The organism is Aquitalea sp. (genome assembly GCF_030150775.1).
GTDB lineage: Bacteria > Pseudomonadota > Gammaproteobacteria > Burkholderiales > Chromobacteriaceae > Aquitalea > Aquitalea denitrificans.
This window is the reverse complement of record NZ_JASLFG010000003.1, coordinates 60,021-72,638: the sequence shown is the minus strand read 5'-3', so window position 1 is coordinate 72,638 and position 12,618 is coordinate 60,021. Positions and strand designations below refer to the sequence as shown.

General features: G+C 54.7%; 13 protein-coding genes and 2 tRNA genes. 11 read left to right on the top strand and 4 right to left on the bottom strand.

The annotated features are described in order from the left end of the window. Positions 1 to 190 precede the first annotated feature (190 nt). From QVF59_RS01085 to QVF59_RS01040, 10 genes are all read left to right on the top strand, one after another. Positions 191 to 267, top strand: a tRNA-Val gene (locus tag QVF59_RS01085). Between the two features lie 165 nt (positions 268 to 432). Next, on the top strand, positions 433 to 2,334 hold the full coding sequence (gene thrS, locus QVF59_RS01080) for a threonine--tRNA ligase (RefSeq protein WP_287876839.1): 1,902 nt from the start codon (positions 433 to 435) through the stop codon (positions 2,332 to 2,334). A gap of 38 nt (positions 2,335 to 2,372) precedes the next feature. Beyond that, a complete protein-coding gene (infC, locus tag QVF59_RS01075; RefSeq protein WP_159875681.1) occupies positions 2,373 to 2,897 on the top strand; it encodes a translation initiation factor IF-3 in 525 nt (174 codons plus the stop codon). A gap of 156 nt (positions 2,898 to 3,053) precedes the next feature. Further along, positions 3,054 to 3,251 carry a 50S ribosomal protein L35 gene (gene rpmI / locus QVF59_RS01070; protein ID WP_159875682.1) on the top strand — a complete coding sequence of 66 codons (198 nt, stop codon included), beginning with the start codon at positions 3,054 to 3,056 and terminating at the stop codon, positions 3,249 to 3,251. 12 nt (positions 3,252 to 3,263) lie between these two features. After that, positions 3,264 to 3,620 (top strand): 50S ribosomal protein L20, encoded by a 357-nt coding sequence (rplT, locus tag QVF59_RS01065; protein WP_045845172.1) that lies wholly within the window; start codon positions 3,264 to 3,266, stop codon positions 3,618 to 3,620. A 211-nt stretch (positions 3,621 to 3,831) separates the two neighbouring features. Then, a complete protein-coding gene (gene pheS, locus QVF59_RS01060) occupies positions 3,832 to 4,815 on the top strand; it encodes a phenylalanine--tRNA ligase subunit alpha (protein WP_159875683.1) in 984 nt (327 codons plus the stop codon). A 19-nt stretch (positions 4,816 to 4,834) separates the two neighbouring features. After that, positions 4,835 to 7,207 (top strand): phenylalanine--tRNA ligase subunit beta, encoded by a 2,373-nt coding sequence (gene pheT / locus QVF59_RS01055; protein WP_287876835.1) that lies wholly within the window; start codon positions 4,835 to 4,837, stop codon positions 7,205 to 7,207. Between the two features lie 71 nt (positions 7,208 to 7,278). After that, positions 7,279 to 7,581 carry an integration host factor subunit alpha gene (locus QVF59_RS01050; protein WP_045845169.1) on the top strand — a complete coding sequence of 101 codons (303 nt, stop codon included), beginning with the start codon at positions 7,279 to 7,281 and terminating at the stop codon, positions 7,579 to 7,581. After that, positions 7,562 to 7,915, top strand: a complete 354-nt coding sequence (locus QVF59_RS01045; RefSeq protein ID WP_287876831.1) for a MerR family transcriptional regulator — start codon at positions 7,562 to 7,564, stop codon at positions 7,913 to 7,915. Before QVF59_RS01050 ends, QVF59_RS01045 begins: the two co-directional genes overlap by 20 nt. Positions 7,916 to 7,945: 30 nt before the next feature. Beyond that, positions 7,946 to 8,022, top strand: a tRNA-Pro gene (locus QVF59_RS01040). Positions 8,023 to 8,809: 787 nt separating this feature from the next. Here QVF59_RS01040 and QVF59_RS01035 read toward each other — a convergent pair. The 4 genes from QVF59_RS01035 to QVF59_RS01020 form a co-directional block, all read right to left on the bottom strand. Further along, positions 8,810 to 9,100, bottom strand: a complete 291-nt coding sequence (locus QVF59_RS01035) for a hypothetical protein (RefSeq protein ID WP_287876829.1) — start codon at positions 9,098 to 9,100, stop codon at positions 8,810 to 8,812. 121 nt (positions 9,101 to 9,221) lie between these two features. Beyond that, positions 9,222 to 9,827: a DUF7822 domain-containing protein gene (locus tag QVF59_RS01030; RefSeq protein ID WP_287876827.1), complete on the bottom strand. Its 606-nt coding sequence runs from the start codon at positions 9,825 to 9,827 to the stop codon at positions 9,222 to 9,224. A 352-nt stretch (positions 9,828 to 10,179) separates the two neighbouring features. Beyond that, on the bottom strand, positions 10,180 to 11,010 hold the full coding sequence (locus tag QVF59_RS01025; protein WP_287876826.1) for a DNA cytosine methyltransferase: 831 nt from the start codon (positions 11,008 to 11,010) through the stop codon (positions 10,180 to 10,182). After that, the gene (locus QVF59_RS01020) at positions 10,982 to 11,182 is read right to left on the bottom strand and encodes a Com family DNA-binding transcriptional regulator (protein ID WP_287877058.1); all 201 of its coding nucleotides are present in this window, start codon (positions 11,180 to 11,182) and stop codon (positions 10,982 to 10,984) included. Before QVF59_RS01020 ends, QVF59_RS01025 begins: the two co-directional genes overlap by 29 nt. A gap of 478 nt (positions 11,183 to 11,660) precedes the next feature. On the opposite strand from QVF59_RS01020, the gene QVF59_RS01015 reads away from it, so the two are divergent. After that, the gene (locus tag QVF59_RS01015; protein WP_287876824.1) at positions 11,661 to 12,218 is read left to right on the top strand and encodes a hypothetical protein; all 558 of its coding nucleotides are present in this window, start codon (positions 11,661 to 11,663) and stop codon (positions 12,216 to 12,218) included. Positions 12,219 to 12,618 lie beyond the last annotated feature (400 nt).

The following is a 12,618-nucleotide window of genomic DNA, read 5'->3' as shown; positions in this document are numbered from 1 at the left end:
TATACAGCAAGCGGGCGTGGCTGTTGCCGTGGCAGGGAAAATCCCCGCAGAAGATGTCAATGTACGGGGCGGATGAGACTGGCCGGGTGCTTCAGGTCAGGCAGCCTTTGCAACAGCCTGTCTTGCGGATTCATGCGGTCAGGGGCTTGCTTTTTCGCGGCCAGGCCTTTAGTATTGCCAACTCGACGACAGGCACGTAGCTCAGCTGGTTAGAGCACCACCTTGACATGGTGGGGGTCGTTGGTTCGAGTCCAATCGTGCCTACCAAATACACAGCATGGAGTTATCCCAGATGAAACACTGGCGAACTACCACAACCCGACTTTCTCACGTTAGCTGAGCCTTGCGGGTTGTACCATGCAAAAAAGAGCGGCTCAGGCCGCTCTTTTTTTTTACCCTTCGCAACGATATTACGCCCTGTTTGGAGTTGACATGCCTGACATTCGCCTGCCTGACGGCTCGGTTCGATCCTTCGACAAACCGGTAACGGTTCATGAAGTGGCTGCGTCCATCGGTACCGGTCTGGCGCGCGCTGCGCTGGCAGGTCGCGTCGATGGCGTGCTGGTGGATACCTCGTACCGCATCGACCGCAATGCCGATCTGGCCATCGTGACCGACAAGGATGCCGATGGCCTTGGCATCATTCGCCACTCCACCGCCCACTTGCTGGCCTATGCGGTAAAAGAGTTGTTCCCCGAGGCGCAGGTGACCATCGGGCCGGAAATCGAAAACGGTTTCTACTACGACTTCGCCTACAAGCGCCCGTTTACCCCGGAAGACCTCGCCGCCATCGAAAAGAAGATGAGCGAACTGGCGAAGAAGGATATTCCGGTCGAGCGCTACGAGCTGCCGCGTGATGAAGCCATTGCCTACTTCAAGAGCATTGGCGAAGCCTACAAGGCCGAGATCATCGAATCCATTCCGCAGGGTGAGGTGCTGAGCCTGTACCGCGAAGGCGAATTCACCGACCTGTGTCGTGGCCCGCACGTGCCGTCCACCGGCAAGCTGAAAGTGTTCAAGCTGATGAAGGTGGCCGGTGCCTACTGGCGCGGCGACAGCAAGAACGAAATGCTGCAGCGTATCTACGGCACGGCCTGGGCCAAGAAGGAAGACCTGGAAGCCTATCTGTACATGCTGGAAGAGGCGGAAAAACGCGACCACCGCAAGCTGGGCGTGCAGATGGACCTGTTCCACCTGCAGGACGAAGCGCCGGGCATGGTGTTCTGGCATCCCAAGGGCTGGCAGTTGTGGCAGAACGTCGAGCAATACATGCGCGGCAAGCTGGTGAAAGAGGGTTATCAGGAAGTTCGCACGCCGATGATGATGGATGTGGAATTGTGGAAGAAGTCGGGTCACTGGCAGAACTACAAGGAAAACATGTTTATCACCGAATCGGAAAAGCGCGACTACGCCGTCAAGCCGATGAACTGCCCGGGCCATATCCAGATTTTCAACAGCGGCCTGCGTTCCTATCGTGACCTGCCGCTGCGCTATGCCGAGTTTGGTTCCTGTCACCGTAACGAACCGGGTGGCGCGCTGCATGGCATCATGCGTGTACGTGGTTTCGTGCAGGATGATGGCCATATCTTCTGCACCGAAGACCAGATCAACCAGGAAGCCAAGGCTTTCCATCGTCTGGTGATGGAAGTGTATGAGCGCTTCGGTTTTGACAAGGTGTCCATCAAGCTGGCGCTGCGTCCGGAAAAACGCCTGGGTGCGGAAGAAACCTGGGATAAGGCCGAGCAGGGCATGCGCGATGCACTGCAGGCTTGCGGTGTGGCCTGGGAAGAACTGCCGGGTGAGGGTGCCTTCTACGGGCCGAAGATCGAATACCACGTCAAGGATGCGCTGGGTCGCTCCTGGCAATGTGGTACCCTGCAGCTGGACTTCATGCTGCCGGAAAGTCTGGATGCCGAGTATGTGGCCGATGATAACAGCCGCAAGCGTCCGGTGATGCTGCACCGCGCTGCGCTGGGTTCGCTGGAGCGCTTCCTGGGTATTCTGATTGAAAACCACGCCGGGGCCTTCCCCTTGTGGCTTGCTCCGGTGCAGATGGTAGTGATGAATATTACCGAAGCGCAGGCGGATTATGCTGCACAAATCGTGGAAACATTGCAGAAACAAGGCTTCCGCGTTGATCTTGACTTGAGAAACGAGAAGATCGGCTATAAAATCCGCGAGCACAGTCTGCAAAAGCTGCCGTACCAGATCATCGTGGGCGACAAGGAAAAAGCAGGCGAACTGGTTGCCGTGCGCGCCCGTGGTGAAGACCTGGGTCAGCTCACGCTGGATGCATTCATTGCCCGCCTCAAGGCTGAGATGCCCGAGGCCTGATCCGGCAGCGGCAGGCATTTGATAGATTAATAGGAGATTTGGCTATAGCTCAGGAACGCGAAGCACGGATCAACGGCGAGATTACCGCTCGCGAGATTCGTCTGGTAGGTATGGAAGGTGAGCAGATTGGCGTTGTCAGTCTGCGTGAGGCAATGGCACTGGCCGAGGAAAATGATGTGGATCTGGTGGAGATTTCCCCGACCGCTCAGCCCCCGGTCTGCAAACTGATGGACTACGGCAAGTTCAAGTACGAACAGTCGAAGAAGCGTCACGAAGCCAAGCAGAAGCAGAAACAGGTCCAGATCAAGGAAATCAAGTTCCGTCCGGGTACTGATGATGGCGACTACAACGTCAAGCTGCGTAACCTGATCCGTTTCCTCAATGATGGCGACAAGGCCAAGATCACCCTGCGTTTCCGTGGTCGTGAAATGGCTCACCAGGACATCGGTCTGGCGCTGCTCAAGCGTGTTGAGGCCGATTTGGCTGAAATTGCGACAGTAGAGCAGTTTCCCAAGCTGGAAGGTCGTCAAATGGTGATGATGATTGCCCCGAAAAAGAAATAATCGGGTATAATCGTTTTCTCAATACGGCAGGGTCTACCCTGCCGTGTTGATTTTGTGGGGCGGAAACGCTCCGCGCAAAAGCGTGACGCAGTGGTTTCAAGTACCTTCGGGTCACCCTGTGTCTAATCTAACTCAGAAATTCTGCAGGAGTTTTCCATGCCGAAAATGAAGACCAAGTCGAGCGCGAAAAAGCGTCTCAACGTGCTGGGCAATGGCGGTGTAAAACGCTCTTATGCGTTCAAGCGTCACATCCTGACCAAGAAAACCACCAAGAACAAGCGCCAGTTGCGCGGTACCACTCTGGTACACGCTACCAACATGGCTTCTGTTCGCGCCATGCTGCCCTACGCATAAGGAGACTGAATAATGCCACGCGTTAAACGCGGTGTAACCGCACGTGCTCGTCACAAGAAAATCCTTGCCCTGGCGAAAGGCTATCGCGGCCGTCGCAAGAACGTCTATCGCATCGCCAAACAGGCGGTGATGAAGGCGGGTCAATATGCATACCGCGACCGTCGTCAGAAAAAGCGTCAGTTCCGTCAGCTGTGGATTGCCCGTATCAACGCCGCTGCGCGTGAAAACGGTCTGCCGTACAGCAAGTTCATGAACGGTCTGAAGAAAGCCGCCATCGAAATCGACCGTAAGGTCCTGGCCGACCTGGCCGTGTTCGACAAGGCCGCTTTTGCCCAGATCGTTGAAAAGGCGAAAGCTAGCCTCGCTTGATAGCAAGACTGTAAAAGGGGAGGCTAAGGCCTCCCTTTTTTTCATTTGCCTGTAGTTTAAGAATGTTGCAAGAGCGTTGACCAGACTGCCATGAGTGTGGTCAGCCTTTTTGTTCCGGTCTGCCGGTTGATGCAAGGTACCGCTGATGTCATGCAATGGTTGCCACATCGCGGGCTGTCAGGCCGGAAAGACGCATACGGTGTGAGACCCAATGACTAACGTTGACGCGATTCTCCAAGCCGGTCTGGCTGCCGTCGAGGCGGCGTCCGACCTCATCGAACTGGAGCAGGTCAAGGCACGCTACCTCGGCAAGAGCGGCGAGCTGACCGAACTCCTCAAACAATTGGGCAAGCTCCCTCCAGAGGAGCGCAAGGCTGCCGGTGCCACCATCAATGTGGCCAAGCAGGCTTTCGAAACTGCCCACAATACCCGTCGTGACCTGATCAATGCCCAGAAGCTGGAAGCCCAGCTGGCTGCAGAGTCGCTGGATGTAACCCTGCCAGGCCGTGGCTTGTCCACTGGCGGCCTGCACCCGGTGGCGCTGACACTGGAGCGTATTGCCACCCTGTTCCGTTCCATGGGTTTCCAGGTGGCGGACGGTCCGGAAATCGAAACCGACTTCCACAATTTCCAGGCACTGAACATTCCGGAAAACCACCCGGCCCGCGCCATGGCCGACACCTTCTATGTGGAAGGTGGTGATGTGCTGCGTACCCATACCAGCCCGATCCAGGTGCGTTACATGCTGAACAACGAGCCGCCGATCAAGATCGTGGCTCCCGGTCGTGTGTATCGCGTGGATTCCGATGCCACTCATTCGCCGATGTTCCACCAGATGGAAGGCCTGTGGGTAGAAGAGGGCGTGTCCTTTGCCGACCTCAAGGCAGTGGTGACCGACTTCCTGCGCCGCTTCTTCGAGCGTGACGACCTGCAAGTGCGTTTCCGTCCGTCCTTCTTCCCGTTCACCGAACCGTCCGCCGAAATCGACGTGCTGGGCGAGCGTGGCTGGCTGGAGGTGGGGGGCTGCGGCATGGTCCACCCCAATGTGCTGCGCAATGTGAATATCGATCCGGAAAAGTACAGCGGTTTTGCCTTTGGCATCGGTCTGGACCGTTTCGCCATGTTGCGTTACGGCGTGAATGACCTGCGACTGTTCTTTGAGAACGATCTCAACTTCCTCAAACAGTTCAATTAAGCGCAGGCAGGGATAAACAATGCAATTTTCCGAACAATGGCTGAGAAACTGGGTTAATCCTTCCCTTTCCAGCGAGGAACTGTCCTACCTGCTGACCATGGCCGGTCTGGAAGTGGAAGAAACCACCGCTGCGGCACCGGCCTTCACCGGTGTGGTGATTGGCGAGGTCAAGGAATGCGTCAAGCACGAAAACGCTGACCGCCTGCGCGTGACCAAGGTGGATGTCGGTACTGGCGAACTGGTGCAGATTGTCTGTGGTGCGCCGAATGTGGCAGTGGGCGTACGCATTCCGTGCGCACTGCCAGGCGCGGTGTTGCCGGGTGACTTCAAGATCAAACCCACCAAGATGCGTGGCGTGGAATCGGGCGGCATGCTGTGTTCCGGCAAGGAACTGGGCGTGCCGGAAGATGTGGATGGCCTGATGCTGCTGCCGGCTGATGCGCCGGTGGGCCAGAACATCCGTGACTACCTGGGTCTGGACGACCAGCTGTTCACGCTGAAAATCACCCCTAACCGTGCCGACTGCCTGTCGATCAAGGGCATTGCGCGCGAAGTGGCGGCACTGACCGGTGCTGCACTGCAGCTGCAAGCCATCACCGCCATCGCGCCGCAAATCGACGACGTGGTGCCGGTTGCCATCGCTGCTCCGCAAGCCTGCGGTCGTTACATCGGCCGTGTGATTCGCAATGTCAACGCCGCTGCGCCTACCCCGGACTGGATGAAGCGCCGTCTGGAGCGCTCCGGCCTGCGTTCCATTTCCGCCATTGTTGATGTCACCAATTATGTGCTGCTCGAACAAGGTCAGCCCATGCACGCCTTCGATCTGGCCAAGCTGGAAGGTGGTATCCAGGTGCGCATGGCCAAGGCTGGCGAGCAGCTGCTGTGCCTGAACGAAAAAACCGTCACGCTGGCTGAAGACAATCTGGTGATTGCCGATGATGCCAAAGTGCTGGCCATTGCCGGCATCATGGGTGGTGAAGAAAGTGGTGTCACCACTGCCAGTACCGACATCATGCTGGAAAGTGCCTTCTTTGCCCCGGCAGCCATTGCCGGCAAGGCCCGCGCCTGGGGTTTCGGCTCGGACTCCTCTTTCCGTTTCGAGCGCGGTGTGGATTTCGAACTGCAACGCGAAGCGATGGAGCGCGCCACCGAACTGGTGCAGTCCATCTGCGGTGGTGAAGCCGGCCCGCTCAACGAACAGGTTGCCGAATTGCCTGTCCGCAAAGGCGTGAAAGTACGCACTGCGCGCGTAGCTCGCCTGCTGGGCATTACCCTGTCTGCCGAGCAGATCGCTACCATTCTCACCCGTCTGGGTCTGGTTTTCGATACTCAGGAAGATGGTTTCCTGGTGCATGCACCGTCCTTCCGCTACGACATCGAGATCGAAGAGGACCTGATCGAGGAAGTGGCCCGCGTACATGGTTACGATGCCATCCCCTACGAAGCACCGGCTGCCCGCCTGCGCATGCTGGCGCTGCCGGAAGAGCGTCGCCCGCGTGAAGACATCCGCCATTTTCTGGCTGGTCGCGACTATCAGGAAGTGGTCAGCTATGCCTTTGTCGAAGAAGCATGGGAACGTGACTTTGCCGGCAATACCGACCCGGTGCGCCTGATCAACCCGATTGCCTCGCAAATGAGCGTGATGCGCTCGTCCCTGATCGGTGGTCTGGTCAATGTGCTGCAAGGCAACCTCAACCGCAAACAGCCGCGTGTGCGCGTGTTCGAAGTGGCCCGCGTGTTCGGCAAGAATGCTGCTGGCAAGGCCGACGAAACCACCCAGCCGGAAAAAGTGGCCGGTTTGGCATGGGGTCCGCGTGTCGCCGAGCAATGGGGTACCAAGGCCGAGCGCATCGATTTTTACGATGTGAAAGCCGATGTGGAAGCCCTGCTGCTGCCGGCGCAAGCCAGCTTTGCCAAGGCGGCACACCCGGCCTTCCATCCTGGCCGTTGTGCTGAAATCAGCCTGAATGGCAAGGTGATTGGCGTGATGGGTGAGCTGCATCCCAAGTGGGCGCAGCAATACGGTCTGCCAACCCCGCCGGTTCTGTTTGAACTGGACTTGGCCGCGGTTGAACAACGCGCTGCCATCAAGGCACAGCCGGTCAGCAAATTGCAGCCGGTACGCCGCGATCTGGCGCTGGTGGTTGACGAGCAGGTAACGGTTGCTGCTATGCTGGACACTTTCCATCAGCATGCATCCGCGCTGGTGAAGGAAGTGGCCTTGTTTGATGTCTATCGTGGCAAGGGTGTGGAAGAGGGCAAGAAGAGTCTGGCCTTCCGCGTGGTGTTGCAGGATGATGCCCGCACCCTGACCGACGAAGATGTCGAGCCGGCCATCCAGAAGCTGCTGGATGCTGTTGCAAGCGCACACGCAGCCCAATTGCGCCTGTAAGCCATTATTGCCGGAAGGCGTGGCATAATGTCCGCCTTCCATCTGTATATTCAAGAAGTTAAGGGGTAGTCATGACTTTGACCAAGGCTGAGTTGGCCGACCTGTTGTTTGACCAGGTAGGTCTGAACAAGCGTGAAGCCAAGGACATGGTTGAAACGTTTTTTGAGGAAATCCGTATCGCGCTGGAAGCAGGTGATTCGGTAAAGCTGTCCGGATTTGGTAATTTCCAGCTGCGCGACAAGCCGCAACGTCCAGGCCGCAATCCCAAGACCGGGGAAGAAATTCCCATCACGGCACGCCGCGTGGTGACCTTCCACGCCAGTCAGAAACTCAAAGGAATGGTTGAGCAATACCATGCTAACAAGCAAGGCTGATCTGCCGGCAATCCCGTCCAAGCGCTATTTCACCATCAGCGAAGTAAGCGAGCTGACCGGGGTGAAGCCGCATGTGCTGCGTTACTGGGAACAGGAATTCTCCCAGTTGCGCCTGGTCAAGCGCCGTGGCAATCGTCGTTACTACCAGCACCACGAAGTGCTGCTGGTGCGTCGTATTCGTGGTCTGCTGTACGACGATGGCTTTACCATCCAGGGCGCACGCCAGCGGCTGGGTGTCGGTGGTGAAATGGAACGGCCGATTACTGCTCAGGAAGTACGGTCCGAACTGGAAGCAATTTTGAATTGGCTGGATTCAGGTGTTGGCAAACAGTAAATAAACGGTTACAATGCGTTTCTCTTGAGTCGGGGTGTAGCGCAGCCTGGTAGCGCACCTGCATGGGGTGCAGGGGGTCGGAAGTTCGAATCTTCTCACCCCGACCACAAGAACACTAGAAGTATCAAACACTTAAGCCTCCATGCATGGAGGCTTTTTTGTTGTCTTCAAATATCGTGCGGGACTTTTTGTAGCGTCGCGACCTTATTTGCACATTTTCGCGCAGCTTTTTGCACTGAGTCGCCGCTGAAACAAGTGCAAAACAGCCTGCAAATCAGGCTGTTTCTGTCTCCTCTTTAACGGCTGGTTGATTCCCCTCTGTTACCCACTGGATGTAAGCAACAAAGTCAGGGTCATCTGCCGACTGGCACGGGGCCACGACCTTACTGTAACTTTGCGGCAGTTTTGGCACTCGTTTGCACTTTTATTGTCACCGCCAATTTGCAGGGTTTTTGGCACTATTTGCGCTTCTTTTGTCACCGGTACGCAAAAATCTAACGCTTCCTTACTGCTACCTTTTCCTGTGATGGAGGAGGGTGTGTAACTTTGCGGCAGTTTTGGCACTCGTTTGCACTTTTATTGTCACTGCCAATTTGCAGGATTTTTGGCACTATTTGCGCTTCTTTTGTCACCGGATCGTAAAATCTAACACTTCCTTACCGCTACCTTTCCCTGTGATGGAGGAGGGTGGTCCAGTCCTGGTTCTCCGTGCTCTACCACTACCTGAAATGAAAACACCCTGCATGTAGGCAGGGTGTCATGTTGGTTGTCGACTGCTTTCGACCCAAAACGGTCGGTAGTGATTTGTGAAAGCGGACCTTCAACGATGAAGTTCAGCAACTTGCGGACAGCGAATCTGGCTGCTTGCTCGCTGGAACGACCTGTTATTCTTGTCTAGAAGCGAGCAGAACCGCTTACAGCCACCATGATTTGATTTTCAACATCCGTATATTCTTCAATCCAGTTCCTTGGGTCGCCCAAGTAGGTGTAGCGAAGCGAAGGGTAGTCGGTAGCATAATCCTTGTGAAATCGCTGAGCCAACCAAACATTGGCCTGTTTCATCGGCCACGGAGCAGCAACCTCTTGAACAGAATTCCCAGCCTTCAGCTCCACTTCCAAAATTTCTCGTAAGGGGCCGACAATTCGGGGAAGAATGGCTTCCAAGTCATAAGCGTACACTGTCATAGCTTCTAATTTCCAAATTAACCGGAGTGCTTTGGCGCGTCAGGGTTGAATGAAGTGTTAGCAATCACGCTCACATCGGACATGTTTTTCATTCGGTTATGCTGGGATGTAACCGGACTTGTTATGCATTGGTGAAATCGAAGTACAAGACGTTTGACCAGTTTCCTAGTCCGAGGTGATACACAGGCTTCATCACATCGTGTGCAGAGCTCAGAGGTTCTGGAGTACGGCCAAACAGTTTTGAGAAGAAACCAACTGGTTTTGGCGGCACTACAGGAGGTGGCACCAAAGACTGTAACGCCTGCTCTACTTCTGGCTGGATATTTTTTACTTCCTCGAGGAGCACTAAATTCTGCTCAAGAATCGGTGTTTCACCCATGTCAAAAATTTCGCCGCACTCCAAAACGAAGTATTGGTTTCGGTTCTCTGGTTTGTTCAAAAACTCGATAGCTTCGGCAATCAAGCCCTGAGCTTCAGGAAGATCTATTTGCGACAAGAACTCCTCAAGGTTTTTCACGCCAGCAGAGTAATCACCTACCAGAGCTATTTCCTCCGGGTTGTCCCAAATCGAAGAAAGACAAGTTTGGGGATTGCCGGAGAGAAGAAGCTTAAAAACGATTGGTATATCATAGTTCCACTCCGAAATACCAACTAGTTTTCGACCATTAGCCTTGGCGTTCTGCCCAGGAATGACGTTGGTTGAGTAGAGATAGCTGCGATTAGCCATAGTGATTAATCCGGTGCATAACGTAAAATAGATGGCATTACTTTCATATAACTCTGTCAACGCGCCGTATATCTTGGGTAGCATGGCCGCTAGGAAGCCTTACCGATACAGGAGCAGGAGATTTCAGGCGATATCCACGAGAATATATGACAGACATATGCGGCGCAGAGCAATGACGTCGGGATTGTTCCAGTCACACTCCCGGTTGTCATCCTGTGAGTGCCTCTTACCTACGGCTGTTTTGGAGCAATTCTCCCTATGTCCGCTCCTGGCCGATACCCGCCACCTTACTCCCAATCCACAATGCATAAAAGGGGGCCTTTGCCCCCTTCGTCCTGTTTATCCTCCCACCCTACACATAAGTCCCCCTCAGCTTCCGGGCGATCCATTCCACGATTTGCGGCACAACGGCGTTGCCGGCAGCTTGAGCCTCTGCAAAGTTGGTCGCATCCAGTCCTAGGCGAAGCCCATGATGCTCAGACGCTCCGGCCCGCTCAGCCATCGAATCCCGTCCGTCGGCTTGAGCGATGAGGCCTGCACCATGGATAGGGATCTGGCTGGGGGCCTGTCCGGCAAGTAGTCTAGGGAAAGGCTTGAGCCCGTATTGTTGCGCTGGCGGCGTGCCAGGAACAGTTGCCACTGGGCTGGCGTTAGCCAGCAGCTCGATGGGGGGATGCTCGTGAAGACCGGCAATAATGAATACGCGACGGCGTTTTGTGGGGACTCCGAAGCATGAAGCATCCAGCACCCGCCAGCATCCCAGATACCCGCATTCGGCAAGCGTGGAAATGACTGTCTGGAAATCCTGGCCATCTCGGCAAGAGAGCAGCCCCGTGACGTTTTCAAGGACCAGCCAGCGAGGTTGTAACTCGCGGGCGAGGCGGCAGACTTCAAAGAACAGGCCAGAGCGCTGGCCGGCCAGGCCTTGCCGGGCTCCCATGGTGGAGAGGTCCTGGCAGGGAAAGCCGCCGACCAGGACGTCAACGGCGCTGAGGTTGTGGGCGCCGACGGTGCGCACATCGTCGAACTGGCGGGCGTGGGGGAAACGGTCGGCGAGGACGGCGCGGCAGATGGGGTTGATTTCGACTTGCCAGGCAGTGGTGAAACCGGCGTTTTCAAAGCCGATGTCGAAGCCGCCGATGCCGGCGAACAGGCTACCGATGGTGGGGTGTGGGCCATGCATGTGCTTCCTTTGCAGTGGCGTGCGATGACGCGCTGGCAGGAGGCTCGGCGGCCTTCAGATAATTGTGCGCCCGGCAGCGCGGGCATTTGATGCTGAGGACCAGCACGTGGCCCTCGGCGAGTTTGCGGCCGCAATGGCCGCAGCGGATTTCGGGTGCCGGTGGAGTTGGCATTGTGGCCAGCCACATGCGCGCCGACTTCATTCAGGGCGCGGCCAGTGGACTTGGTCCCGTCGACATCCATAGCAAAGTGGTAGCCGATGGCCTTGAGGCTGGGGTTATGGGCGGCAATGGCGGCCGGCTGGCGGTGCAACCATGCTGAGCATGCCACTGGTCAATGACGGCTACAGCCGATTTAGACGCGGAGCTGAGTACCTTGCCGTTGGGGCTGGCGGCGCAGTGGATGACGATCAGTTTGATGGTGCGGGACACGATATTTCCTGATGCAGGTCATGAGGCAAATCGTAGGGAAAGTCAGGGAGTGGTCAGATTGGGAAGGGGGTCGGTGCTTCTGAGCAGGCGGTATGGAAAGTAGGGGGGAGTTGAGGCTTTTCATGACAATGCCAAGTGAGTATTATGGCTATGTGATTGAGCAGATTGAGACTCAATAATTAGCAGCTAAATTTTTGAGATTTATCGCAAGGAGTGTGTAATGAGAAAGTTGGTTTTTTTGTTTTTATTATTATTTTTTAGACTGGCAATGGCAGGGGCGACTTATACCATAGAAGGGCGATGGATTTTATTTAACATCGCAGGAGGCACAGTTGAATTTTATGATAAAAATTCTATCAGTGAATCTGGTGGTGTGAAAACAATCAAAATATTGTCTATGCAGAAATTGTATCGTAACACTCCAAGCCCTTATGCGCCGCATGCTTATCCTATCCCGTCTGGTGTGATGAAAACGATAGCGCTGGATTGTGATAATAATACAATCCAATTCGGACATACTTCTTATTATAGTACTAACTATACTTCCCATGGTAAGGATATGGATTTGTATGATATAAGGGCATTCAATGTTAGAGAGGATGATTCGAAAGGAAAAGTCCTGACGACAAAGGGTGGAATGTTTTACTACTTGGATAGGACTTTTTGTGATGAAAATCCTCCGATGAAAGAAATTGAAGTTAAGAATCCAATTGAAGTGTCTCAGCGAGTTATTTACATGTTGAATAATTTGGATAAATATATCCAAGGCGTGCAGTAGGTTGTTTAATTTTTTGCGTGTTGATTTTGTGTGGCGAGATAAATACTTGCAAAAGGTACTAGTCTGGCCTGTATTAATATCAAGATCGATGGTTGGTATGGAGGGTGCAGCGAAAAATGGGTCTATCAGAATTCTGTGTAAATCGGACCGTAGTCTGCACCATACCGGCTGGCTACTCTGGTCGAGCTGGAGCGAAGATTCTAGTGGATATTTTTAGAACTACTGCTTTTGGCCAAGAGCAGTCCTCTCGCGGCATTAGCTCAAAGCAGTCTTTGACGCAAAGGTTATGGTCATTTGCATGCGCTCGGACTCAAGTAGCCTTGCAGTTAACTAGCACGGCTAAAGAAAGTTAGTTACTTCTTTCATTTGAAGTTGCTAGTGACAACGGCCCTGTTTAATA